Here is a 23,468-nt window from a genome sequence, read left to right as displayed (position 1 = left end):
GACGGGTGGAAACAATGAAGTATCTTTCGCAGATAGCCGGAATAGCTCTCCTGGCCTTTTGTGCCGGTTCGCCGGCGTCGGCGGTCGCCGCGCGGTCCCTGAAAATCGGCGTACTCAACGACGCGTCCGGCCCTTACTCGGACAATGCCGGCGAAGGTTCGGTGACAGCGGCCAAAATGGCGGCCGAGGACTTCATGCGGCTTCATCCGGATTTCAAGGTCGACATCGTCTCGGCGGACCACCAGAACAAGGCAGATGTCGGCGCCGCCATCGCGCGCCGCTGGATCGATCAGGAGAAGGTCGATGCGGTCGCCGACGTGCCGAACTCGGCCGTTGGGCTGGCGGTCAACGAGGTCGTGCGCGGCACCAAAGCGGCGCTGATCGCATCGAGTGCGGCGTCGTCCGACCTGACCGGGAAATACTGCTCGCCCAATACGATTCAGTGGACCTTCGATACCTGGGCGGCCTCTCACACCATCGGCGCCTATCTCGTGCATCACGGCGGCAAGAAATGGTACTTCATCGCCACCGACAACGCGCTCGGCAAATCGATGGTGCGCGACGGGACGGCGGTGATCGGTGCCGGTGGCGGGACCGTTCTCGGATCGGTCAATGTGCCGATCAACAATGCGGACTATGCCTCGTTCATCCTGCAGGCCGAAGGCTCGGGCGCTGACGTGATCGCGTTCGCGACCGCCGGTGGCGACACCGTCAGCCTGATCAAGCAATCCGCCGAATTCGGGCTGAAGCAGAGCGGGCGTACCTTCGCCGCGTTATTGACCACCACCAACGATGTCGAGTCGAGCGGGCTTGCGGTCGGGGAGGGGCTGATCATCACGCAGCCGTTCTACTGGGACCTCGACGATGCCAGCCGCGCCTGGTCGGCCAAATTCAGCGAGCGGCAGCATGGGCAGTCGCCGACCGCCTTCCACGCCGGCGTCTATTCCTCCGTGCTGGCCTATCTGAACGCGGCGCTGGCGGCGGGAACCAATGACGCGCCGGCCGTGATCCAGAAGCTGAAGGAGAAGCCGATCGATGACGCATTGTTCGGGCCGGTCGTGGTGCGCGCCGACGGCCGCGCCATTCACAACATGTACATCCTGAAGGTGAAGAGCCCCAATGCGTCGAAGAGCAAGTGGGATCTCCTCGAGAAGGTCGGCGTGCTGTCCGGGCCGGAAGCCTTCCGACCGCTCGACCAGGGTGGTTGCTCGCTCGTCGACCCGCCGAAGGGCAATTGACGATGACGGCCGCGATCCTTGGGTCAACACTTCTCAAATTTGACGGATATCCCGATGCTGGATCAGCTTGTAGCCGACTTCCCCGAGCACACGCCTCGTCCCGCTGGAGCGCCGGCGGCGCTCGAGGGGATCCGGGTGATCGATTTCTCGCATTTCATCGCGGGGCCGTTTGCGACCATGATCCTTGCCGACATGGGGGCCGAGGTGATCAAGATCGAAGCGCCGGGCCGCGGCGACGATCTGCGCCGTTATCCCCCGGTGCATCCCGATCTCAGGCACGGCGCGCCGTTCCTGTGGACCAACCGCAACAAGCGCAGCATTGCCCTCGATCTCAAATCGGCCGAGGGTCTGAAGGTCGCGCGCGAGCTGATCGCGACGGCGGACGTCCTTGTCGAGAATTTTTCTGCGAGCGTGATGGCACGGCTGGGGCTCGACTACGAGAGCTGCCGCAAGATCAAACCCGAGATCATCTACTGCTCGGTGTCGGCCTATGGCCGCGACGGGGCATTTTCGGACCGGCTCGGCTTTGATCCGATCGCGCAGGTCGAGAGCGGCTTCGTGTCGATGAACGGCTATGCCGATCGCGAGGGCGTGCGCGCATTGTCGCCGGTGATGGATATCAGCACTGCAATGATGGCCAGCAATGCGATCCTTGGCGCCTTGTTCGCGCGCGAGCGTAGCGGGCACGGCCAGGCCATCGAGGTGTCGTTGTTCGAGAACGCCGTCCTGATGACCGGCTACGCGACCACGCAGTCGCTCTTTAGCGGTGCCGATCCGAAGCGAAGCGGCAACACCAGCCCGGACACGTGTCCGTCCGGTGTGTTCCAGGCCAGCGATTGCTCCTTCTATATCAACTGCGGCAATGACAAGATCTTCCAGCGCCTGATGGCGCAGGTTCTCGAGCGCGAGGATCTCGCGGGGGGCGAAATCTATGCAACCGGCCCCGATCGAATCCGCCGGCGCGAGGAGTTGTTCGCGATCCTCGGCGATGCCTTTGCCCGGCAGCCCTGGTCGCACTGGCAGTCGCGGATGCGGGCGGCCGGCGTGCCCTGCGGCCAGCTGCGCACCGTCGGCGAGGCGATCCGTTCGCCCGAGGCGAGGGAGCGCGGGATCGTCACCCGGATCCCGCATGAGACGGTGGGGTGGGTGCCGAACGTGAACCTGCCGATCCGGTATTCGCGGACACCGATCGTGGATCCCGTTGCGGCACCGGCAGTTGGGCAGCACACCGAGAACGTGCTGCTTGAGTTGCTCGGCTACGACAAGAGGGAGATCGCGCGCCTTGCCGGAGGCGGTGCGTTCGGCAGCGAGGCTTCGCGACAGGATGCCAAACCGTGACCGGGCGCGCGCGAGACGAGCGGACGCTGCGGGGGCGTGTGGCCGTGATCGGGATCGGTGAAACCGAATATTATCGTCATGGCGCTTCTCCCGATCCGGAATTCAAGCTCGCGTTGAAGGCGATCCTGGCGGCTTGCGAGGATGCCGGGCTCGATCCCCGCGAGATCGATGGCTTCTCGTCCTACAGCGACGATCGCAGCGAGGCGTCACGGCTGGCTGCGGCGCTGGGGACGCATCGACTGCGCTCCGCGACCATGCAATGGGGCGGGGGCGGCGGCGGTTGCAGCGCGGCGGTTGCCAATGCGGCCGCCTCGATCGTCGCGGGCCTTGCCGATTGTGTCGTGGTGTTCCGCTCATTGGCGCAGGGCCAATATGGGCGTTTCGGACAGGCGGCCGGGATTCACACCGTTTCGGGCGAACGGTCCTATCTGATGCCCTATGGGGTGCTGGCTCCCCCGCAGCGCTTTGCCATGCGGGTGCAGCGCTACATGCACGAGCATGGCGTGCGACAGGAGGCTTTGCGCGCGATTGCGCTCGCCTCCTATCATCATGCCCAGGCCAACCCGCGCGCGGTGATGCGGGGCAAGCCGCTGGATGTCGAGAAATACGATGCCTCGCGCTGGATCGTGGAGCCCTTCCATCTTTACGATTGCTGCATGGAAAATGACGGCGCAGCTGCATTGGTGCTGGTATCGGCAGAGCGCGCCAGCGACTTCCGGCACAAGCCGGCCTATCTGCTCGGTGCGGCCTTCGGATCCGGGCATCGTGCGGCGGCAACGGCGCACAACGCGCCGCTCTACGCCACCGCGAACTTCGACACTGTCGCGCCCGATCTGTACCGCATGGCCGGGGTGGGGCCGTCAGATGTCGGTGTGGTCCAGGCGTACGAGAACTTCACCGGCGGTGTCGTGATGGCGCTGGCGGAGCACGGCTTCTTCAGGCCCGAGAAGGCCAACGACTTCCTGACTTTCGACAATTTGATCGCTCCATCCGGGAGGCTCCCGCTCAACACCAGTGGCGGCAACCTTGCCGAATGCTACATGCACGGCTTTGAGCTGGTGCTTGAAGCGGTTCGTCAGGTGCGTGGCGCATCGGCGAGCCAGTCTCGACGAAATGATGTGGCGCTCGTGATCGGCGGCCCGATGGTGACGCCGGCCAGCAACCTCATTCTGGGTTCAGAGGCGACGCTATGAGTGGGTCTTCACGTGCGCACTATCTTCCCGCCGGGTTGCCCATTCCGGTCAGTGACCCAGATGGGCTTTCGGCACCGTATTGGATGGGCCTGCGGGAAAACCGCCTGCTGGTGCAACGCTGCGCCGGCTGCCGTTCCTGGCAATTCGGCCCCGAATGGATTTGCCACAATTGTCATTCCTTTGACCTTACGTGGACTGACGTCGAGCCGACCGGCCGCATCTACAGTTGGGAACGCGTGTGGCATCCGTCGCACCCGGCGCTAAAGCAGCACGGCCCATATCTCGCGCTGCTCGTCGAGCTGCCACACGCCGGTGGCGTGCGCATGGTGGGTAATCTGCTGGGCGACCCGCGCCAGACCGTGATCATCGGAACTGAGGTTGGAGGGGTCTTCGAACATCACCCGGCGTCCGACCCATCCTTTTCGTTGCTGCAATGGCGGCTGAAGCAAGGCGCTGACCGGGTGGGCGCTCACTCGACCGGCTAACAAGTTTTGTGGATTGGCAAGAATATCAGACGCAGACGAGCCGGACCCGGTGTGTCGACGTTGTTTCCTTGGCTTAAGCGGGCTCAAACAAGCGCAGGGATGGATGGGGCGAAAGTTCAAGTATTGCCGTGACTTGGAAGATCGCCTGAGCAGCGAGAGGTCAAGAAAAATCCATCGCCGGATGGATGGCGTCGGATGCAAGACCGAAAGCGGGCAATCAATAACGGCCACCGTCGCGCTTCTGCTGGGCGATCCACTCCGACAACGTCTTTTTCGGCGTCGGTGCTGAGGCCCGGCTTGGCGATGTTCCCGGGTTCTCGCCCGCGCCCCTTGCCGAGCGGGTTCGCTCCTTATCCGTCCTGTTCAAGGCAGCAATCGAACTTTCTGCAGCTTCCTTCTCGAGACGCAGCTTTTTCAATCGCGCCATCTTGTCGCGTTCTGCATCTGCTTCGGGTCCCTCGGACAAGAGCGTCCTTTGCTGAGCATCCTCCGCCGAGACCACGATGCCCACAACCGTCGTCTCTCCAAGCGCCTTGCAAGCTTCGAGCCGCTGTAGTCCCTCGACCAGAACGAAGCGGTCTTCGTCGGGTCTGACGAGAATGGGGGTTTGTTGTCCGATTTCCAGAATGCTTCCAGCGATCTCCTCGACGACTTGAGGCTTGATTGCCTTCCTTCTTTTCACGGGAACGTAGATCTTCTCGATTGGGAAGCTTTCCGGCTTGGGCATAACGTCTACTCCGCTGTACAGGCCCGTCCGAAACGCATGCCGGGGAGGCAGGATTTTAAGAATGAACCGCGCGGCTGCAATGGCAATCTTAGCGCGCCGAGGCTTGATCGGTGTGGGACCCGGGCGCATTCTGAGCGGTGCAACGCCAACGCGTGATTGTCCGGCGAGCGGTTGCGGTGAGGGTAGGCTATGCCCCTTGTTTCCATCCAGGATCGCGACGCGGTCCGTGTCATCACCTATGCTAACGTCCCATTCGGCACCATGACGGCCGCCGGGGCGGCTGAGATGTTCGATGCGGTCGCCGCTGCAGGAATGGCCCCATCGGTCCGGGTCATTGTCATTACAGGGGGCCTACCCGGCATTTTCATCCGTCACTACGACGTTGCGGAACTCTCCGAGGCCGCAGATGCCATTGAGCGCGGAGCGTCTCGCGCCCCGTCGTCGCCTGGGTCCTCGACCACCTGGTTTCCACGCGCTGACGGATGCGATTGCAGCCGTCGACAAGCCGGTCATTGCGGCAATCAATGGCCTGTGCATGGGAGGTGGCTTCGAGCTTTCGTTGGCATGCGACCTGCGCATCGCCGGGAGCAGTGTTACGGCGATCGGACTTCCGGAAACGCGCATCGGCATCTTTCCGGGTGGTGGCGGTACACAGCGTTTGCCCCGGATCGTTGGAGAGGCCAGGGCGCTCGAGATGATCCTTCGTGGCCTGACAGTGACGGGACAGCGCGCGCACGAAATCGGAATTGTGCATGAAGTTGTCGCCGATCCGCTCGCGCGCTCCCTTGAGATCGGCGCTGAGCTGTCGGGCCGAAGTGCCGAAGGCCTGGCCTTTGCCAAGCGCCTTACCCGGTCAGCTCTCGACCGTCCGTTGGCCGAAGGCCTGGCCGACGAGCGCAAAAGCTTTGCCACCGTGATGAGGAGAGCTTCGGCTCGGGAAGGCCTGCGGGCCGGCCGGCCACCAGCCGAAATCCAGAAGCTCTAATGTCACACGGTTCCCCTTGAGGTAGCCGGACGCTCGCACTCGAGAGCTTCCCGGTGAGCTTGAAACGTGGCTCATGAGGGCTGAAAGGTTCTGATCTCCCAGCGAGAGCACCTTGACGCTATGCTTGAGCGGAGATGGCGCCATGGCGTAAGGGTACACGACCATGCTCATGATGAGGTCAGTCCTCAGGTCCATGACGCGGCGATATCTTCAGCGCAAGAGCTTCAAATTGCCCGTCAGCGACCGAACCCATTTCTCAGGCCCGTAGAAGCCCAAGCCGTCGATCGTCTCGTTCGAGAGCGCGCGCAGCGGAAATTCGGCGAGATAGTCCTCAAAGCGGTGGAGCCCCCTGGCGAATTGCGGGAAAGGTACCAAAACGGCGCCGCTCGCCAATGGCTGCGCGCGCGTCAGCAGTACGGACAGCGCTTCGGGCGTGGCTTGCAGAATTGGTACCGGACGGTTTGCACTGGTCCGGACGGTGAGCCCGTTACCGTCGGTCAAGAGGTTTCCCCCGAGGTCCGGCTCCGCGGCGCCGATACCGATGCCCAAGGCCGCAACTGTGTTCGCAATCAACCCGAGCGGCAAGGCTGGATTCACAATAATGGCAACGCGCGCGCTGACGATGTTCATTCGGAAGCCATTCCTGCAGCCGGCTAAGTCCGAGTACCTCGATGCTTCCCTGCCGGGAAGCTTTCCCCGATCGTTGCTGCAGTCATTCGATCAAGATGTCTGGCGCAAGCTGGCTGGCAGGATCTATTGCATAGACCGACAGGTCGTCGACACCCTGCAAACGCAAAACCTCCTCGTCGATCAAGGTTCTGCCCGAGAATGCGCGGCTGTCTTGCGTAACGATGAAGTGTGCCGCATCGGCCATGATTGAAGGCGAGCGGCTGCGGCGATAATCCGACCCGTAGTGCACACGCACGGCATCGGTCGCAATCATGGTCTTTGGCCAAAGAGCATTGGCGGCAATTCCAAACGATCGAAATTCCTCGGCCAGCGCCAGCGTGTACATCGTCATGCTGTACTTCGAGGTGGCGTATGCGGGATACTTGCCGAGCCAGATCGCCGACCTTGGCAGTGGCGGCGACAAGGTGAGAACGTGGGGATTTGACGACCGCTTCAGGTGCGGTACAGCATGATAGGCACAGATGTAGGTCGCCCTGCCGTTCACCGCACTCAGCAAATCGAACTTCCTGGCCGGCGTATCGAGCAATCCGGTCGGACTGATGGCGCTGGCATTGTTCACGAGGATGTCCAACCCGCCGAATTCCTGAACCGTCCTTTCGATGGCGTTTGCGAGTGCGTCTGCGTCGCGCACATCGACACGGAGGGGAAGGGCGGCGGTACCGAGCTTACGAATGTCTTCGGCCACTGTATGGATAGTTCCGGGAAGAGTTGGATGCGGCTCGCTCGATTTGGCCGCGAGCGCAACTCGCGCTCCTTCCGATGCGAATTTAAGCGCGATCTCCCGGCCTATGCCGCGGCTCGCGCCTGTAATGAAAACGACCTTACCGTCCAGGGATCCCATTTTCTCACTCGCCTGCGAATATTGGCGGCCGCCTATCGTTGAACGCCTTCATGCCCTCGCGAAAGTCCGCCGAGGAGGCGCAGTCGACGAATGAAGCTAGCTCGGCCGACAGTTGTTCGTCGAACGTTGCGGTATCGGCGCTCCAGACCAGGGCTTTCACCGCACGGCTTGCGGCGGGTGAGTTATCGGCTAGCGCCCGCGCCATTCGGGTCAGCTCGGCCTCGAGCTCCTGCTCTGCACATACTCTCGTGATCAATCCGCGCGACAGTGCCTCGCTTGCGCTTGTGCGGTCAGAGAGGAGCATCAACTCCAGCGCTCGTCTTGGCCCCGCCAGGCGCGTCAGCGAGTGACTCATGCCGCCATCGGCGGGAACGCCCAGCCGCCGGTACGCTACTGAAAAATGTGCCGTGTCGGCGGCTAGAACGAAATCACAGGCCAACGCCAGGGACATTGCTCCGCCGGCGCAAGCCCCGTGCACCGCGGCGATAGCCGGCTTTCCTGAGCATCTCAGTGAAACGAGCGCGTCGTGGAAAGCAGTAATGATGTCCATTGCAAGCCGCGGGAAGGTGGCGCCGGCAGCGGAGAAAGCTCGAAGATCTCCGCCGACCGAGAAATTTGCTCCGCGGCCTCGGATGACGACGACCTTGACGCTGGCGTCACGTTCGAGGTCGAAGGCAGCTGCCCTGAGCGCAGTCGCCAGCCCGAGCTCGATCCCATTGCCTCGCTCCGGCCGGTTCAGCCAAATCGTCCCGATCCTGTCGGCAACGACGAGTTCGATTGGAGATGATGCTGTGGTCACGAACTGATCGTCCTTCCGATGTTCGGCAATGATTTGCCTTACTTGTTTCCAAAATCCGCCCGGCCAAGCAGTGGCCTTCGCTCGCTCTTTGCGCCGATCAGGTCGTTTCACTTCTTGAGAAGCGCGCACTTCGATTCGCTGACAGGCCGATATGCGTCTTCACCCCGGATTGTCTTGACGATCTCGAGATAGTCCCACGGCTCCTTCGAATCTGATGGCTTCTTTACGCGCGCCAGGTACATGTCACGGATCACCCGCCCGTCCTCGCGCAGCCTGGCGCCATGTACGAAGGTGTCCTCGACCGGAAGTTCGCGCATCTTGGCCATGACCGCGGCGGGATCATCTGTGCCGGCGGCCTTGATCGCCTTGAGATAGTGCAGCACAGAGCCGTAGACGCCGGTGTGAATCATGGTCGGCATGACGTTGGTCCGGGTGAAGAACCTCTTTGACCAGGCGCGGGTCTTGTCATCCATGTTCCAGTAGGAGGCCGTCGTCATGTAAGTGCCTTGTGCGGCCTGCAGGCCGACAGCGTGCACGTCGGTATCGAACATCAGCAGGCCAACAAGCTTCTGGCCGGCCTGAACCAGGCCGAATTCACCGGATTGCTTGATGGCATTGTCGGTGTCCTGGCCAGCATTGGCAAAGGCCACAACATCCGCCTTGGAGTTTTGCGCCTGCAGTACAAATGACGAGAAGTCGGCTGTGTTGGTCGGATGCCGCACGTTGCCGAGTACCTTGCCGTCCAGCTCCTTGATGAAACGCGTCGCGTCTTTCTCGAGTTGCTGGCCGAACGCGTAGTCGGCGGTGACAAAAAACCAGGACTTGCCACCCTCCTTGATAACAGCCGACGCCGTCACTTTGGATAGCGCGTAGGTATCGTAAGAAAAATGTACGGTGTTGGGGCTGCACAATTCGTCGGTCAGGGAGCTCGCGCCCGGGCCGGACAGCAGCGCGATCTTGTTGCGCTCCCGCACCATATTGTGAACGGCGATCGCAATTCCCGAGTTCGGAATGTCCGCTACCGCGTCGACCTTGCCGTTGTCGAACCAGTCGCGAACGATCTGCAGGCCGACGTCGGTCTTCATCTGGTGGTCGGCGCTGACGATCTCGATTGGCATTCCGAGCACTGTCGGGCCAAACTCCTCAACGGCCATTTTCGCCGCCTCGACCGAGCCGGGACCGCTGTTGTCGCGTCCCCAACTTGACAGGTCAGTCAGCACGCCAATCCGGACCACGTCATTCGAGATTTGGGCGGAGGCGGTCGACGCTGTCGCAACCAGGATGGCCAGGGCCAGGAAATTCCTCTTCACGTGTTCTCCCTCATTGTTTTATCGGACAGTGGAATGGTCGGCCGCCCAGATGTCTGCGCGACGATGTGGTCGGGCCGAACGCAGCCGTTACGGCTACGTCTTATCGAATCGCGGCTCGCGCTTTTCCCGGAATGCATTGATGCCTTCGCGTGCATCGGCGTGCATCAGCAGGAACGGAAACCCATCGATCGCATGACGCATCTCGTTGCCGCCAAGACCGCGATTGTAAAAGGACTTGGCCATCTGCACGGCAAGGCGAGGCTGTGAGGCGATGCGTTGCGCGAACGCGATTGCGTCGACGAGAAGACGTTCGTCGGGAACGACGCGCGATACGAGTCCAAGACGACTTGCTTCCGCGGCGTCGACAGGGTCGCCGAGGATGCTCATTTCCTTGGCTTTTGCGCGCCCGACGATGTCCTGAAGCCGAACGATAGCGAAGCCGGGCAGCAGCCCGAGCTTGATCTCGGGTACGGCAAAGCGAGCGCTCTCGGCCGCCAGGATGAAGTCGGATGCAATGGCGAGCTCAAATCCACCGCCATAGGCTATTCCGTTGACCGCGGCGATCACCGGCTTGAGTGCGCGTTCGGGAGCGCTCAGGACCTCCATGGCGTCGATGAAGAACGCGCGCGCTTTCTCCGGATCGAAATCGAAGGTGCCGATATCGGCGCCAGCGCAGAATGCCTTGCCACCGGCGCCGGTGATGATGCTGACACGTACCGCATCGTCCTGGTCAGCCCGCTGTAGTCCTTCGCGGATGCCCATGCGAATGCCGCTGGTCAGTGCGTTCAGCTTTTTGGGTTCGTCGAGCGTCAGGATCGCGATGTTGCCCTGAACATCATAATTTACACTTCCCAATCGTAACATGTGCTTTCCTGAAGGGTTCGTGAGGAGGTGGCTATTGCGGGTCAGGCTCGACGACGGCGACGACGGCGTTTCGCTCGACGGTGTCGCCGGGTTTGAAGTGGACGGCGGTCACGACGCCGTCCACCTCGCTGGCAATGCGCAGTTCCATCTTCATGGATTCCATGACAACGGTCGGATCGCCTGCCTTCACGCGGCTACCGACCGTGACATTGATCTTCAACACCACGCCGGTCATCGGGGCACGCAGTTCGCCGCTGATCTCGGCGTCGGTGCTGATGTATCTGAGGTAGGCGATCGCGGTCATGGTATGGGCGCGGCGCGGATCGTGCACGAAGATCGCCTGGTCTTTCTGTACGATCCGCACGATCTCGCAGCGCGCGTTGACTGTGGCTGCGAACATGCCATCGGCAAGTGGCGACAGCTGCACCCGAATCCTGTCATCGTCGACACCGATCAGCATCGCGCCATCTGGCTGCAAGGGCGCAAAGCGGATCTCCGCGCTGTCGCCTGCGGCCTCAAGGTGGAGAATGGGGATCGGTGACAAGCCGTCATCGGCTGCCGCCATCTGCCAGCCGGTCAGACTGTTGGACTGCCAGGGGTTGCCGGAAGCGGCAGCGCGCTGGCGCATCATCCAGAAAAATGCACCAACCGCCAGCGCTTCCGGGTCAATGTCGCCAGCGGTGGCCGCGAGCGCATCGATCTGTTCGTCGATCAGACGGGTATGAAAAGTCGCGGCCCGGGTCGCAGGCAAGGCGATCAATCGCCGGAGAAAATCCCGGTTGGTGACGACACCGAAGATCGAGGTTTCACCGAGCGCGCGATCGAGTTGGTCGAGCGTCTGATCGCGGGAGGCGGCATGAGCAATCAGCTTGGCGAGCATCGAGTCGTAATAGGGCGTAACGATCGACCCACTTTCGACGCCGGTCTCGACGCGAATGCCGCTGGACGGGAACCTGACATGGGCGAGCTCTCCAGTGGATGGCATGAAGCTGTCGTTTGGATCTTCGGCGCAGATCCGCGCCTCGATCGCGTGGCCCTGGCACAACACTTCGCCCTGCTTCATAGGCAGGCCTTCGCCGGCGGCGATGCGGAGCATGGCCTCGACGATGTCGATGCCGGTAACCATCTCGGTTACGGGATGCTCGACCTGGAGCCGGGGATTGACCTCCAGGAAATAATGGTCGGTGCCGGTGACGATGAATTCGACCGTGCCGACGCCACGATATCTGAGCCTGCGTCCGAGCCGGACAGCATCGTCGAGGATACGCTGGCGTAAGGCGGGAGCCAGGTTGGCAGCTGGCGCTTCCTCGATGAGCTTCTGGTGGCGACGCTGCAGCGTGCATTCACGTTCGAACAGGTGGATCACGTTGCCGTCGCCGTCACCCGCGATTTGCACCTCGATGTGCCTGCCTTGCAGGATCAGTTTCTCTACGATCAGCCTTGCGTCGCCGAAAGCATTCCTTGCCTCACGCATCGCGGACTCGATTTCGTCGGCAAGTCCGTCATAGGTCGAGATCGCCCGCATTCCCTTGCCACCGCCGCCGGCCGCGGCCTTGAGCATGACCGGCAGTGCGAGCCGACGGACGCTGCGTTCGACTTCGATGCGATCCTCGCTCGGAGCTTCGCTTCCGGGTACCGTGGGGACACCGGCGGCGACGGCTTCCCGCTTCGCGGATGCCTTGTCGCCCAGCCGCTCGATGATATCCGGCGTCGGTCCGATGAATACCAGTCCGGCTGCTTCGACCGCCCGGGCAAAGTCAGTGTTTTCCGCGAGGAAGCCGAAGCCAGGATGGATCGCTTCCGCGCCGGTGGTTTTCGCGGCGGCGATGATGGCATCGATCCGCAGATAGCTTTCCGATGCCGGCGCGCCGCCGATCCCGATGGATTCACCGATAACCCTGACGTGCAAGGCGTCGGCATCTGCGGTGGAGTGCACGGTGGAAACCGCAACGCCGAGCCGTTGGCAGGTGCGGGCGATGCGGCAGGCGATTTCGCCTCGATTGGCAATCAGAATTTTCCTGAACATGGCGGCCCCCTTCGTCTACATCCGGAACACGCCGAAATCGGTGTGCTGACGCGGGACGCGCCCGGCGAGGTCAAGCAACAGCGCCATCACGCTGCGGGTTTCGAGCGGATCGATCACCATGTCGCACCAGGTGTTGCGGGCGAAATTGTAGGCATTGGCGAAATCCTCGAACGTTCGCCGGGTCGGCGCCATGTAGGCCTCGCGCTCTGCGTCCGTCCAACTCGTGCCCTCGCGTTTGTGCACCTCGTCGCGAACCATCGCGAGCGTGGTCGCGGCCTGGTCGGGACCCATGATGGCGGAACGGGCATTTGGCCACATCATCATGGCATTTGGCCGGAACGCCCGGCCGCACATCGCGAGGTAGCCTGCGCCGTAGGCATTACCCATGATGAGCGTGTATTTCGGGACATTGGCGCTTGCCATTGCCGTGATCATTTTTGCGCCGTTCTTGGTGATGCCGCCTTCCTCGGCTTCACGGCCAACCATGAATCCCGTGACATCCGCCATGAACAGCAGCGGGATGTCGCGCTTGCAGCACAGCTCGATAAAGTGCGTCGCTTTCAGCGCGCTTTCGGAGAACAGCACGCCGTTGTTGCAGAGAATGCCGATCTCGAAGCCCATGATTCGCGCAAAGCCGGTCACCAGCGTGTCGCCATAGAGCGGCTTGAACTCATGGAATTCACTGCCGTCGACGAGACGCGCGAGGACATCGCGATTATTGGTGGGAATGCGCGGATCCGAACTGATCAGGCCGTAGATTTCGTTGGGGTCGAAGTGTGGCTCGCGCACCGGGGCGACGGTCCGGGTTTGCCGGGGAATCTCGCCGAGACTGGCGACGATCTCGCGCGTGATGGCAATTGCATGGGCGTCGTTTTCGGCGAGATGGTCAGTGACACCGCTCACGCGGCTATGCATCTCGCCGCCGCCGAGTGCCTCGATGCCGACCTCTTCGCGGGTCGCCGCATAGACCAGCTGCGGCCCGCCGAGGAACATGGCGCCCTGGTTTCTGATGATGACGGTCTCATCGCTCAATGCGGGAATGTAGGCGCCGCCCGCGGTAGAGGGACCGTGCACCACCGCAATTTGCGGGATGCCTTCAGCCGACATCCTGACCTGGTTGTAGAAGATCGAGCCAAACTGGCCATCGTCAGGGAAGATATTGGGCTGGTCGGGCAGGTTGGCGCCGCCGGATTGGACCAGGGTCACGCAGGGCAGACGGTGCTGCCAGGCGAAGCGCTGCGCACGAACATGCTTCTTGCATGTGATACCATAATAGGTGCCGCCCTTTACGGTGGGCTCGTTGGCGATGATCATGCAGGGACGATCGGAGATCATTCCAACGCCGGTAATGATGCTGCCGCCGGGCGGCACGCCTTCGTACAGGCCGTCGCCGGCCAGCTGACAGAATTCGAGGAACGGTGATCCGGGATCGATCAGCGCCGCGATCCGCTCGCGCGGCAGCAGCTGATCGCGTTCCTTGTGAAGCTTGCGTGCCCGTTCCGGACCGCCCAGTGCTGCCGTGGCCCGGCGCCGCCTGAGATCCGCAACGCGTTCGGCGTAGGCGCTGCGGTTGCGGGCGTAGTCCTCGGTCGAGGTGACGACATCCGATTTCATGATTGCCATTGCGGGTGGTCCTGGCGGCTGCGCGGCAAGCCCGTCGGTGACCTGCCGCTGGTGTAAATCGACCGGTGGGTCGGCGGTGCGAGCGCCACAAAATCGAGGTGCTGCAAAATTCTAACAATTGTTAGAATTGATCGTGCGCGGATGCAAGCAGAACTCATGCGGATCCCTCAGGCTTTCCGGAAGCGCGGCAGAGTTATGTCGTCAGAGACCTGGTCGAATGCGAGCTCGACCTCCATGTCGAAGGTGACGTCCGCCGGATCGCTCCCCGTCAGGGTGCTGATCATGCGCGGCCCTTCGTCGAGTTCGACGAGCAACACGGCATAGGGGACATCCACCTTGAATGCGGGGCCGGGAGCCCGATAGACCACGCTGAAGGAGTGCACTTTGCCGCGGCCGGTCGCGGGCCTGTGCACGAGCTTATCGCCGCCGCACTCGCGACATGTGGTTTGCTGGTAGTACTGCACGTTGCGGCATCGGCGGCAGTGCTGCAGCAGGAGCTTGCCGTGGCGCAAGCCATGCCAGAATGCGGTCGTATCGGCATCCGGAGCGGGCAGGGGCTTTCGGGTGGAATTCTCGGATGCCATCACAGCGCTCCCTCAGTGCCCAGAATGGCCGTGGCATTGGTGGCGAATCCCGCTCCGAGGCTGTGCACCAGCCCGAGCGCGGCGCCGTCGACCTGCCGCTCGCCGCATTGCCCACGCAGCTGCGCGATCACCTCATGGAAGTGGAACAGGGCGCCAGGCATTCCGGAATGCGCGAATGACAGCAGGCCGCCATGGGTGTTGGAGGGAATTTGGCCGCCGTAGCTCATTTGTCCGTCGGCGACGAACGGGCCGCCTTCACCCTTCCGGCAGAAGCCGAGGTCCTCAAGCATCATCACCACGGTGCCCGTGAAGCAGTCATAGATGCCGGCGACATCCATATCGCGCGGCTGGTAGCCGGCCATTGCGTAGGCCCGCCGGCTGGATTCGACGGCACCGGTCGTGGTCAGGGACGGCATCAGGAAGATGTGTTCGTGGGTGTAGCATTCGCCGCAACCGAGGACGAAAATTGGCTTCTCGATCCCGAGGGCCTTCGCATGCTCGGCCGACGTGAGGACAAATGCCGCGCCACCGTCCGAGATCAGCGAACAGTCGAGCTTGTGATAGGGCGTGGTGACCATAGGCGAATTGAGCACGTCCGCTGCGGTGATCGGTGTCGTCTGCTGCGCGCCGGCGGTCCGCGCCGCGTGACGCCTGTGCACGACGGCGACCTCCGCCAACTGCTCGGGCGTGGTGCCGAACTCCCTCATATGCCGGTGCGCGGTCATTGCGAAAGTGTTGGCAACCGGAATGCCGAACGGCATCTCGTATTGCTGATCCCGGCTTTCGGTGAGCGAACGAAGCGCCAGATCAGGCGTCAGCCCCGTCATCAGACTGTCGGCCGCGACCAGCAGCACTACCTTGGCGAGGCCGCCGTGAACGGCGGCCGCACCAATGCTGAACATCGTTGCCGCCGTGGCGCCGGACACCTGCAACGTGTTCGAGAAGATCGGACGGATTCCAAAATATTCGCTGAAGGCAACGCTGAAGCGATGGAACGGGGAGGCGAAGGCATGGCTCGACAGTACGCCGTCCACCTGGCTCTTGGCGAGGCCGGCGTCGGCGAGTGCGTTTGCCGCGGCCTCTGCCGCAAGCGAGAGTGGACTGCGGCCCGGCACCTTGCCGACCGCCGACAATCCGATGCCGATGACGACAACCTTTCCTCTCAGGCTGGTGTCGCTCATGTGGAAGCTTTCAACAGGCGTTCGAGTTCGTGGCGCTGGACCTTGCCACTTGTCGAGCGAGGGAATTCACCGAAGGCAATGAAACGGAATTCGCGCGGCCGCTTGTAGCTCGCCAGCTCGCGTCGGCACAGTTCGGTGAGCTCGGCTACCGTCATTGCAGCCCCTTCGCGGCACGCGACAAAGGCGACGGGGGCCTCTCCCCACCTCGGGTCGGCAGCGCGGACCACTGCGACTTCCGCGATCCGATCGTCGCCTAGCAGGACGCGTTCGATTTCGGCGGGATAGATATTCTCGCCGCCAGACTTGATCAGGTATTTGGCGCGGTCGACGAAATCGAGCGATCCGTCGGCGTTGCGCCTGAACACGTCGCCCATGTGAAACCAGCCGCCGCGGAAGTCGCGCGTGTTAGTCTCGTCCGCGCGCCAATAGCCGGAGAATAGTGTCGGGCTGCGAATGACCAACTCGCCGGGCTCGCCGGGCGCGACCTCGTTGTCGGAGGTATCCACCAGCTTGATCTGGCAGAACGCATTTTGCCGCTTGGACAGGCTGGCCGGCACATCGCCTGGCGCAATCAGCGCCCGCGTCGCCGGCGGCAGGCCGGTCTCGGTCGAGCCGAAGCTGTTGAGATAGGGAGCGCCGAGCATTTCGGTGACCTCGGCAATGGCGTGCGGGGCGACCAGATCCGCCATGGCTCCGCACACCCGCACTCCCTTCACCTTGGTGCGTTGCGCTTTCAGACCATCGATAAGCGCCTCTACCATGCCGGGAATGAGGACCAGCCAGCCGATGTCGTGTTGGGAAACGGCCATCAGCAGCGGTTCCAGCTGGAAGCCGTCGATCACAACGACAGTTCCGCCGCGCAGCAGGGTGGCGAGCGCATGATCGGTCGAGGCCATGTGGAACAGGGGGGCCCATGCGACGAATGTGTCGTGCGGAGCGATACCGAGTTCGGAGGAGAATACCAACGCCCGCATGACCATCGCGCGGTGCGAAATCACGGCACCTTTCGGCAGGCCGGTCGTTCCGCTGGTGTAGAGAATGACGAGCCCATCTTCCGGTTCGGCGACAGACGGGGATGCCCGCCCGTCTGCTCGCGTAAGCTCGCTTTCGTATTGAGATCCGATCTCCAGGATTGGATTCGCCTTCGCGGCCGGCGGGAGGCTTGCTGCGAGGTCGGCCTCGACCAGCAGCAGCTTGGGCGACACCAGTTCGATGCAATAGGAGAGTTCGCGCTCCGACAACCGCCAGTTAAGGCAAGCCGTGATGATCCCGAGATTGGCGGCCGCCAACTCGATCTCGAGATATTCGGGACGGTTGCGCGACAGCAGGCCAAGCCGGTCGCCACGTTGCAGGCCCCGCGCGGCAAGCAGGACGGTCAACCGACGGACCCGGTCGCGCAACTCCCCATAGGTCACGTGCCGGCCGCGGTATTCGATCGCAGGCCTGTTGGCATGAAGCTCCGCACAGACCTCGAACAGTGCACCGACGGTTCCGATGCCGGATCCGCCGCCTGTCTGGATACTGAGCCCGATTTCCATCAACGTTTCCTCGAGCGCTGTCTTTCGACATTCTTGTTTCGAGCCAGTGCTTGCGCCGGCCGACTACAAATTCTAACATCTGTTAGAAATAATTGGTAGCGCTTCTTAGGCGCCAAAAGCGGGAAGATCAATATGTCCAATCGGTACGCGGCCTACACGAGGTTGAAGCTCGACTATCCGGCTGAACGGATCCTTCGGATCACCTTCGACCGACCGGAGACCTATAACTCCGTCGACGCCGAGACCCATACACAGCTCACTCACATCTGGAGAGACATCGACTGCGATCCCGACATCAGCGCCGTGATTGTCACGGGGGCGGGCAAGGCATTCTCGGCCGGCGGCGATTTCGAGTTGATCAAGTCACTGCTCGACAATCCGGCCGCGCGGATGGCGACCTGGAAGGAGGCCAAGGATCTCGTCTACAACGTCATCAACTGCAACAAGCCAATCATCTCGGCGATCAACGGCGTCGCTGTGGGCGCCGGCCTCGTCGTCGGGATCCTTGCCGACGTGTCGATCTGTGGCAAATCGGCGCGGATCGTGGACGGCCACACCCGGCTCGGTGTCGCCGCTGGCGACGTCGCCTGTATCATCTGGCCGCTGCTCTGCGGACTGGCGAAGGCAAAGTACTATCTGCTCACGTGCAAGCCGCTGTCGGGTGAGGAAGCCGAGCGGATCGGCCTGGTTTCGCTGTGCGTCGAAGATGCGGAGCTGCAAGGCATCGCATTGGAAACGGCGCAGGATCTCGCCACCGGCGCACAGAGTGCGATCCGCTGGACCAAATATGCGTTGAACAACTGGCTTCGCGTCAACGGGCCGCTGTTCGACACGTCAACCGCCCTCGAAATCCTCGGCTTTGCCGGCAATGAGGCCCGCGAAGGCCTGGCCTCGCACCTTGAGAAGCGCAAGCCAGCTTTCCCCAAGGATTGCCCGATCTAGGATCGTCTGATCCCCGTCAAGGCAACCGACCTGAGTGGTTGCCTTGATGTCTCACTTCACACCAAGCGACGTCGCCTGGTCCGGGCCAATCCGGGCCAGCAGCTATCCCTTGAGCTTCTGACGGATATGGTCGATCGCCTCGGGGTTGGCGAGCGCCGACAGATCGCCGGGGTCCTTGTCTTCGAAGACTGCGCGAAGCACACGGCGCATGATCTTCATGTTGCGCGTCTTCGGCAGGTCATCGACCAGCAATACCCTTTCCGGGCGATACGAGGTGCCCATTCCGTGCACCAGGGCCTGGGCAAGCTCTTCCGACAGCGCGCGGAGGTCTTTCGCACCAGGGCTCGGCACGCAAGCACAAACGATAGCGGAGCCTTTGACCGGATGCGGGACGCTGAAGACGGCAGCTTCCGCGACCTTGCCGGTTGCGGTCAGCACGCCCTCGAGCTCTGCCGGACCGACGCGCTTGCCCGAAATCTTGAGGGTGTCGTCCGAGCGGCCAAGAATGTAATAGAGACCGTCCTTGCCGCGCATGGCAAAGTCGCCATGCACCCAGATTCCCGGAATCGTATTCCAGTAGCTCTCGAGATAGCGCTGGTCGTCCTTCCACAGGCTCTTGGTGAGCCCGATCGATGCATGACGCAGCACCAGCTCGCCGACCTCGCCGTCGGGGACAGGGTTACCCGCCATGTCGACGATATCCGCGCCGACTCCGAGGGCCGGCCGGGAGAACGAACACTGGTTCATTGGATGGTTGGGGGTGCCGGTGAAGATGCAGCCGCCGACTTCCGTTCCGCCGGAAATATTGATGATTGGGATCTTTGACTTGCAGACGTGTTCGAAGAACCATCGCCACGGTGTCTCGGTCCAGGCCTCGCCGCCCGAAGCAGTCATTCGCAGGCTCGAGAGGTCGTACCGCTGGACCTCCTCGCCATGGCGCATCATGCCGCGCACGATGGTCGGTGAAACACCGAGATAGGTGACCTTGTGATCGGCGATCAGGCGCCAGAAGCGTCCCGTATCGGGATAATCGGGCGTCCCCTCGGCCACGAGGAGTCTGCCGCCTGCGAAGCTTGGAATGCAGGCGCACATCGCGCCCACCATCCATCCCATGTCGCTGAAGAAGAAAAACAGATCCGTTGGCTTGAAGTCGCCGCAGATGATCATATCCCGCGTCACCATTGAGCCAATGAAGCTGATATGCGTCCACACGCAGCCCTTTGGTTCGCCGGTCGTTCCCGACGTGTAGAGAAGGATGGCAGGATCTTCCGCGTCCATCTCGACGGTCGGAAGGTTTGCCTCCTCCTTGGCGATCTCATCCCACCAGTGGTCGCGTCCCGCCTGGATGGGGGTGTCGATGCCGAGCCCGCCGCGGTTTGCCACGATCACATGCTGGACGGTTGGTGCGGTCTCCAGGGCCTCGTCGAGAACCGATTTCAGCGGAGCCGGCGCGCCTCGACGCCAGGTACCGTTCGCGGTGATGACGGCCTTCGCTTCACCATGGTTGAGCCGCGCCCTGATCGGGTCGGGACCGAAGCCGGAGAACAGGGGCATCACGATCGCCCCGATCTTCAGGATTGCAAAGAAAGCCATAAAGGTTTCGGGCAGGTTGGGCATGTAGATCGCGACGACGTCGCCCTTGTCGATGCCGAGCTTGCGCAGGCCCGATGCTAGCCGTTCGACAGCGGATGCGAACTCGGCGTAGCTCAGTCGCCGCTGCTCGCGCCTGTCTTCGCCTTCCCAGACCAGGAATGTCTTGTCCCAGACTTCAGTTCCGCGGTGCTTGTCGATGCAATTGAGGACGATGTTCGTGGTCCCGCCAACGCACCAGCGCGCCCACGGTTCGCCCCGTGCAAGATCAAGGATCTTCTCGGGCTTGCGATAGAAGCGAACGTCACAGAACCCGAACACTTCCTGCGCGAGCCAGGCTGGATCGACGTCGGCCTTGGCCGCCAGCGTGTCGTAGTCCGGCTGCCCGGTGGCGCGAAGAAACGCGCTCAGGTTGCTCTGCTCCACCAGTTCCGCGGGGGGCGTCCAGAGATACGCCATCTTGCTTCCTCCTGCCTCAAGAGCTGCGCCATGTTCTTGCATCTGGCGTGCGGCGATGTATTCTAACAAATGTTAGAATTCAAGGAAGAAGATATCGTGGCTGAAAAAGAGCAAGTCCGCTATTCCGTTGAAGACGGCATCGCGACCGTGACCATCGACCGTCCCGAACGCAAGAACGCGCTCTCGGTCGAGGCGATGAACGGCCTGACCGACGCCTGGGACAGGGTCGAAACCGACGCCTCGGTCCGCGCGATCATCCTGACCTCAGCGGATTGCGGGGTATTCTGCGCAGGGCTGGATCTGAAGCAGGCCGCGGAAATCCGGGCGAGGGACGGGGTGGATATCCTGACGCTGATGCGTGATCCCATGCAGCACGCGATGCGGAAGGTCTCCAAGCCTATCATTGCTGCCATGACGGGATCTTTGATGGCCGGCGGGATGATGCTTGCGCTGAAGTGCGACTTGAGGATCGGGCTGCGCGGCACCCGTGCGGGAATAACCGAGGTCAAGATGGGGCGCGGGTCCCCGTGGGCGGTGCCGATGCTTTGGATGGTGCCGCAACCCCTACTGATGGAGATGGTTCTGACGGGCGAGACGATCGCGATCGAACGGCTCGCGGAGCATGGTTTCGTGAACTCGCTTGAGGATACACCAAAGGCCGTGCGCGAACGCGCGCTTGAGCTGGCGCGGAAAATCGTCGAGGGCGCGCCATTGTCGGTCAAGGCGGCCAAAGCGAGCGTGCTTGCCGCGATGGACCTGGGGCTTGCGCAGGGCCTCGTCGCGGCCGAGCGCCGGCATGAGGAGGCCTATGCCAGTCTCGATGCGATCGAAGGGCCGAAAGCGTTCGCAGAGAAGCGCAGGCCAGTCTGGCAGGGCAGATAGATTGGGATCAGGGCTTATTGACGCCTTCGAAGATCAGCGTCTCCGTGCGACGGGCCAATTCAAGCACGGCATCCCTGTTTTCCAGCCTGAACCATTCGATTGTCCAGTTGAGAGCGCCGATTACGAACATACGCAATGGCACCACCTCCATGTCGGCGCGGATCTCGCCGGCGCGCCGGGCATCGATGAAGAGCTGGTCCCAATATTCTGCGTATGCGCGCCGCAGCGGCCGGTGCGGCTTCTTCAGTTGCTCCGGCAATTGCCCGTAGATTCGAATGTTGGCTGAAGTGAAGTCGCTCGTCTCGAGGAGCGCAACGAGGTGGGCCTCGATCGCAAGACCGATCTTGCGCCGGTGCGATACTTTTCCGGCGCGCTCGACCGAGTTCTTCACCGTCTCGAATACGTGGCGGAGGCCGCGGTCCAGCACCTCGTCGAGAATCTGCTCCTTGGAGTCGAAATGGTAGTAAATGCTACCAGCCTTGATCTTGGCCCTGGCTGCGATCTGGCGCAGCGTCGTTGCCGAAAACCCCTGGCGGCGAAACAGCTGGGCCGCGGAATGCAGGATGAGATCCCGCGACCGCTCGGACTTGGGCGTTGCGGCCGCAGAGCCTTTGTCGGCTTCGGCCTTGCGCCCGCGGCTTGCGGACGGGGCTTTCGGCCGGCGCGTCGCCGGCCTCGGGCCAGACCGGTCACCGGAACGCGAGGATGACCGCACTCTCATGCTTGCCGCAAGCTCCATGTCGACCTACCAGGCTGCCGGCTCGTGCAACCAATGATCGCTGTCGAAGCAGATTCCGCGGAGCATGGCAATATCCGGCTGGTAACACCCCGATGGTAGCTGACGGCATCAAAACACAGGGCCCGCAAGCCGCGTGGCGGCGGCGGCTCGCTTGGCAGGCGGCAGGCGACATTCGGCACAACCGCCGATGCCGCGGGAGTTGAGAAGTCATTCCTGGCTAAGCGGCGTTTCTGTCGCCGCCTCTTTCACTTTCAGCTGAGTTCAACGCTGTCACTCACCTTAAGATCGGCTTTTCATCATCCCGTGGTGATGGCCAATTCCTTATGTGAGGCATGGACCTCCTTTTTCTTCGTCTCCGGGTTCGATGCTGGCGTAGATTCGGCAAAGCCATTGAAGCGCATTAAGCACCGGTGCTCCAGCTTCAACCAAGCGCGCCAGTGCGGCAAGGAGTCATTGCCGGTGTTCGTCACGAGCCGTCCATGCGCGGCGGCGGGGTGTCCCCAGCGCATGAGTAACATCTTGGGTTCGGCACCGGCGTTGCAAACTACGGCCAGCCAGGTAATCGTGGAAGACGCCGAGGATAGTCGCAAGATTGCCAACGTACCGCTTGACCACTACAAATAGGTTGAGGATCGCAGCTCGGTTGGGCGTGATGTTGTAGAGATTGCACGTCGCTCAAGCATGAGGGTTTCCGCCTTTGTCGTCGAGGGCCTTGTCGGCTGCGCGACGTTCGGCCATTGCCTCGACAGCCTCGACAACGTTTCGCCGTGCGGCTCGATCCTTGATCGCGCGGAACGCCCGTAGCAGGCGGAAGATGTCTGCCGCGTCTCGAGCGAGTTGCTCCTTCGTCAAAAGTGAATCCCCGCAATGACCGCTGAAACGGACCGTGGAATCGAAAAGGACCGTCCAAGGGGCGGTCCTTTCCGGCCGGCTGCAATGGGCCTGTAAAAACTCGAAAGGTGAAAAATGCTCTGCAAGTTACGATAACATCGGCAGGGATTGTATTACGGCCGTCCTGCCTCTCCCGAAATCCGGATCAATACGGTGTTCTGGCCGTCGAACGAGACGTGGCTGGGACAAGTGCAGTATGCGGCGATCCGACAGCGGCGGCAGAAGCCTAACAGGCGCTTGGCGGGCCCCTCACTGGAGGACCTTCGGTAGCACGACAACGACATTGATTTCCCGGCCGACGATCTGCGACGCAACGATTGCGATCGGCAGGGCGAAATTGTCCTCGATTTCGGCTGCGCTCGATTCGTCTCTTGCGTAGACATACAGAAGATGCCCGTCGATCTCCGCAAAGCGGATGCCGGCGAACACGCGGTCAAACGCTCCCGCGCCAACGATGAACGCCATTCAGGGATATTGCGTTGCTCGACATGATAGATGTTCACGCCTCCTGCTGGCGGCAAGGGCGTTTTTTCAGAATCGAGC

The 23,468-nt window shown here is 62.1% G+C and carries 22 protein-coding genes; 7 read left to right on the top strand and 15 right to left on the bottom strand.

What is annotated here, in order from left to right:
* The first annotated feature begins 14 nt into the window (after window positions 1-14).
* From AC1VNY_RS07495 to AC1VNY_RS07480, 4 genes are all read left to right on the top strand, one after another.
* Entirely contained in the window at window positions 15-1,238 is a 1,224-nt protein-coding gene (locus AC1VNY_RS07495) for an ABC transporter substrate-binding protein (RefSeq protein WP_225162493.1), read from the top strand.
* 54 nt (window positions 1,239-1,292) lie between these two features.
* Entirely contained in the window at window positions 1,293-2,576 is a 1,284-nt protein-coding gene (locus tag AC1VNY_RS07490; RefSeq protein ID WP_375764421.1) for a CaiB/BaiF CoA transferase family protein, read from the top strand.
* Window positions 2,573-3,769 carry a thiolase C-terminal domain-containing protein gene (locus tag AC1VNY_RS07485; protein ID WP_038381890.1) on the top strand — a complete coding sequence of 399 codons (1,197 nt, stop codon included), beginning with the start codon at window positions 2,573-2,575 and terminating at the stop codon, window positions 3,767-3,769. Before AC1VNY_RS07490 ends, AC1VNY_RS07485 begins: the two co-directional genes overlap by 4 nt.
* A gap of 83 nt (window positions 3,770-3,852) precedes the next feature.
* Entirely contained in the window at window positions 3,853-4,254 is a 402-nt protein-coding gene (locus tag AC1VNY_RS07480) for a Zn-ribbon domain-containing OB-fold protein (RefSeq protein ID WP_038381889.1), read from the top strand.
* Window positions 4,255-4,471: 217 nt separating this feature from the next.
* Here the strand turns inward: AC1VNY_RS07480 and AC1VNY_RS07475 are convergent, their stop codons facing one another.
* Window positions 4,472-4,981: a ParB N-terminal domain-containing protein gene (locus AC1VNY_RS07475; protein WP_482404695.1), complete on the bottom strand. Its 510-nt coding sequence runs from the start codon at window positions 4,979-4,981 to the stop codon at window positions 4,472-4,474.
* A gap of 406 nt (window positions 4,982-5,387) precedes the next feature.
* Between AC1VNY_RS07475 and AC1VNY_RS07470 the strand changes: the two genes are divergently transcribed.
* Complete coding sequence (locus AC1VNY_RS07470) at window positions 5,388-5,966, top strand: enoyl-CoA hydratase/isomerase family protein (protein ID WP_482404694.1); 579 nt, start codon at window positions 5,388-5,390, stop codon at window positions 5,964-5,966.
* A 210-nt stretch (window positions 5,967-6,176) separates the two neighbouring features.
* Here AC1VNY_RS07470 and AC1VNY_RS07465 read toward each other — a convergent pair whose 3' ends face one another.
* The 10 genes from AC1VNY_RS07465 to AC1VNY_RS07420 all read right to left on the bottom strand — a co-directional run bounded on the left by AC1VNY_RS07465 (window position 6,177) and on the right by AC1VNY_RS07420 (window position 17,422).
* Window positions 6,177-6,596: a DUF2000 domain-containing protein gene (locus AC1VNY_RS07465; protein ID WP_482404693.1), complete on the bottom strand. Its 420-nt coding sequence runs from the start codon at window positions 6,594-6,596 to the stop codon at window positions 6,177-6,179.
* Between the two features lie 82 nt (window positions 6,597-6,678).
* Complete coding sequence (locus AC1VNY_RS07460; protein WP_225162487.1) at window positions 6,679-7,497, bottom strand: SDR family oxidoreductase; 819 nt, start codon at window positions 7,495-7,497, stop codon at window positions 6,679-6,681.
* Between the two features lie 4 nt (window positions 7,498-7,501).
* Window positions 7,502-8,296: an enoyl-CoA hydratase/isomerase family protein gene (locus tag AC1VNY_RS07455; protein WP_482404692.1), complete on the bottom strand. Its 795-nt coding sequence runs from the start codon at window positions 8,294-8,296 to the stop codon at window positions 7,502-7,504.
* A 107-nt stretch (window positions 8,297-8,403) separates the two neighbouring features.
* Entirely contained in the window at window positions 8,404-9,606 is a 1,203-nt protein-coding gene (locus AC1VNY_RS07450; protein ID WP_482404691.1) for an ABC transporter substrate-binding protein, read from the bottom strand.
* Between the two features lie 93 nt (window positions 9,607-9,699).
* On the bottom strand, window positions 9,700-10,470 hold the full coding sequence (locus tag AC1VNY_RS07445; protein WP_225162484.1) for an enoyl-CoA hydratase/isomerase family protein: 771 nt from the start codon (window positions 10,468-10,470) through the stop codon (window positions 9,700-9,702).
* A 31-nt stretch (window positions 10,471-10,501) separates the two neighbouring features.
* Window positions 10,502-12,496, bottom strand: a complete 1,995-nt coding sequence (locus AC1VNY_RS07440) for an acetyl/propionyl/methylcrotonyl-CoA carboxylase subunit alpha (protein WP_482404690.1) — start codon at window positions 12,494-12,496, stop codon at window positions 10,502-10,504.
* 15 nt (window positions 12,497-12,511) lie between these two features.
* Window positions 12,512-14,119, bottom strand: coding sequence for a carboxyl transferase domain-containing protein (locus AC1VNY_RS07435; RefSeq protein WP_482404689.1), 1,608 nt, complete (start codon window positions 14,117-14,119; stop codon window positions 12,512-12,514).
* A 167-nt stretch (window positions 14,120-14,286) separates the two neighbouring features.
* A complete protein-coding gene (locus AC1VNY_RS07430) occupies window positions 14,287-14,703 on the bottom strand; it encodes a Zn-ribbon domain-containing OB-fold protein (protein WP_482404688.1) in 417 nt (138 codons plus the stop codon).
* Complete coding sequence (locus tag AC1VNY_RS07425) at window positions 14,703-15,884, bottom strand: thiolase C-terminal domain-containing protein (protein WP_482404687.1); 1,182 nt, start codon at window positions 15,882-15,884, stop codon at window positions 14,703-14,705. The genes AC1VNY_RS07430 and AC1VNY_RS07425 overlap by 1 nt, the downstream gene beginning before the upstream one ends.
* On the bottom strand, window positions 15,881-17,422 hold the full coding sequence (locus AC1VNY_RS07420; RefSeq protein WP_482404686.1) for a class I adenylate-forming enzyme family protein: 1,542 nt from the start codon (window positions 17,420-17,422) through the stop codon (window positions 15,881-15,883). The genes AC1VNY_RS07425 and AC1VNY_RS07420 overlap by 4 nt, the downstream gene beginning before the upstream one ends.
* Window positions 17,423-17,554: 132 nt before the next feature.
* Between AC1VNY_RS07420 and AC1VNY_RS07415 the strand changes: the two genes are divergently transcribed.
* Window positions 17,555-18,364 carry an enoyl-CoA hydratase/isomerase family protein gene (locus tag AC1VNY_RS07415; RefSeq protein WP_028342801.1) on the top strand — a complete coding sequence of 270 codons (810 nt, stop codon included), beginning with the start codon at window positions 17,555-17,557 and terminating at the stop codon, window positions 18,362-18,364.
* Between the two features lie 102 nt (window positions 18,365-18,466).
* On the opposite strand, the gene AC1VNY_RS07410 is transcribed toward AC1VNY_RS07415, so the two are convergent.
* Complete coding sequence (locus AC1VNY_RS07410; RefSeq protein WP_482404685.1) at window positions 18,467-20,482, bottom strand: AMP-binding protein; 2,016 nt, start codon at window positions 20,480-20,482, stop codon at window positions 18,467-18,469.
* Here AC1VNY_RS07410 and AC1VNY_RS07405 point away from each other — a divergent pair, their 5' ends adjacent.
* Complete coding sequence (locus tag AC1VNY_RS07405) at window positions 20,483-21,295, top strand: enoyl-CoA hydratase/isomerase family protein (protein WP_482404684.1); 813 nt, start codon at window positions 20,483-20,485, stop codon at window positions 21,293-21,295.
* Between the two features lie 7 nt (window positions 21,296-21,302).
* Here AC1VNY_RS07405 and AC1VNY_RS07400 read toward each other — a convergent pair whose 3' ends face one another.
* The 3 genes from AC1VNY_RS07400 to AC1VNY_RS07390 form a co-directional block, all read right to left on the bottom strand.
* On the bottom strand, window positions 21,303-22,034 hold the full coding sequence (locus AC1VNY_RS07400; protein ID WP_482404683.1) for a TetR/AcrR family transcriptional regulator: 732 nt from the start codon (window positions 22,032-22,034) through the stop codon (window positions 21,303-21,305).
* Between the two features lie 296 nt (window positions 22,035-22,330).
* Window positions 22,331-22,543, bottom strand: coding sequence for a hypothetical protein (locus AC1VNY_RS07395; RefSeq protein ID WP_482404682.1), 213 nt, complete (start codon window positions 22,541-22,543; stop codon window positions 22,331-22,333).
* Between the two features lie 631 nt (window positions 22,544-23,174).
* Window positions 23,175-23,354: a hypothetical protein gene (locus AC1VNY_RS07390; protein ID WP_482404681.1), complete on the bottom strand. Its 180-nt coding sequence runs from the start codon at window positions 23,352-23,354 to the stop codon at window positions 23,175-23,177.
* Window positions 23,355-23,468: the final 114 nt, after the last annotated feature.

The sequence above is a fragment of the Bradyrhizobium ferriligni genome (assembly GCF_056837965.1).
The sequence above is the reverse complement of the archived record's forward strand: the minus strand, read 5'-3'. Positions and strand labels throughout refer to the sequence as shown.

Coding starts and splice junctions, on each gene's coding strand:
- AC1VNY_RS07440 (WP_482404690.1), bottom strand. CDS start 12,496: ATGTTCAGGAAAATTCTGATTGCCAATCGAGGCGAAATCGCCTGCCGC.
- AC1VNY_RS07460 (WP_225162487.1), bottom strand. CDS start 7,497: ATGGGATCCCTGGACGGTAAGGTCGTTTTCATTACAGGCGCGAGCCGC.
- AC1VNY_RS07395 (WP_482404682.1), bottom strand. CDS start 22,543: ATGCGCTGGGGACACCCCGCCGCCGCGCATGGACGGCTCGTGACGAAC.
- AC1VNY_RS07480 (WP_038381889.1), top strand. CDS start 3,853: ATGGGCCTGCGGGAAAACCGCCTGCTGGTGCAACGCTGCGCCGGCTGC.
- AC1VNY_RS07400 (WP_482404683.1), bottom strand. CDS start 22,034: ATGGAGCTTGCGGCAAGCATGAGAGTGCGGTCATCCTCGCGTTCCGGT.
- AC1VNY_RS07470 (WP_482404694.1), top strand. CDS start 5,388: ATGCCATTGAGCGCGGAGCGTCTCGCGCCCCGTCGTCGCCTGGGTCCT.
- AC1VNY_RS07490 (WP_375764421.1), top strand. CDS start 1,293: ATGCTGGATCAGCTTGTAGCCGACTTCCCCGAGCACACGCCTCGTCCC.
- AC1VNY_RS07420 (WP_482404686.1), bottom strand. CDS start 17,422: ATGGAAATCGGGCTCAGTATCCAGACAGGCGGCGGATCCGGCATCGGA.
- AC1VNY_RS07435 (WP_482404689.1), bottom strand. CDS start 14,119: ATGGCAATCATGAAATCGGATGTCGTCACCTCGACCGAGGACTACGCC.
- AC1VNY_RS07495 (WP_225162493.1), top strand. CDS start 15: ATGAAGTATCTTTCGCAGATAGCCGGAATAGCTCTCCTGGCCTTTTGT.
- AC1VNY_RS07475 (WP_482404695.1), bottom strand. CDS start 4,981: ATGCCCAAGCCGGAAAGCTTCCCAATCGAGAAGATCTACGTTCCCGTG.
- AC1VNY_RS07445 (WP_225162484.1), bottom strand. CDS start 10,470: ATGTTACGATTGGGAAGTGTAAATTATGATGTTCAGGGCAACATCGCG.
- AC1VNY_RS07425 (WP_482404687.1), bottom strand. CDS start 15,884: ATGAGCGACACCAGCCTGAGAGGAAAGGTTGTCGTCATCGGCATCGGA.
- AC1VNY_RS07405 (WP_482404684.1), top strand. CDS start 20,483: ATGTTAGAATTCAAGGAAGAAGATATCGTGGCTGAAAAAGAGCAAGTC.
- AC1VNY_RS07415 (WP_028342801.1), top strand. CDS start 17,555: ATGTCCAATCGGTACGCGGCCTACACGAGGTTGAAGCTCGACTATCCG.
- AC1VNY_RS07465 (WP_482404693.1), bottom strand. CDS start 6,596: ATGAACATCGTCAGCGCGCGCGTTGCCATTATTGTGAATCCAGCCTTG.
- AC1VNY_RS07430 (WP_482404688.1), bottom strand. CDS start 14,703: ATGGCATCCGAGAATTCCACCCGAAAGCCCCTGCCCGCTCCGGATGCC.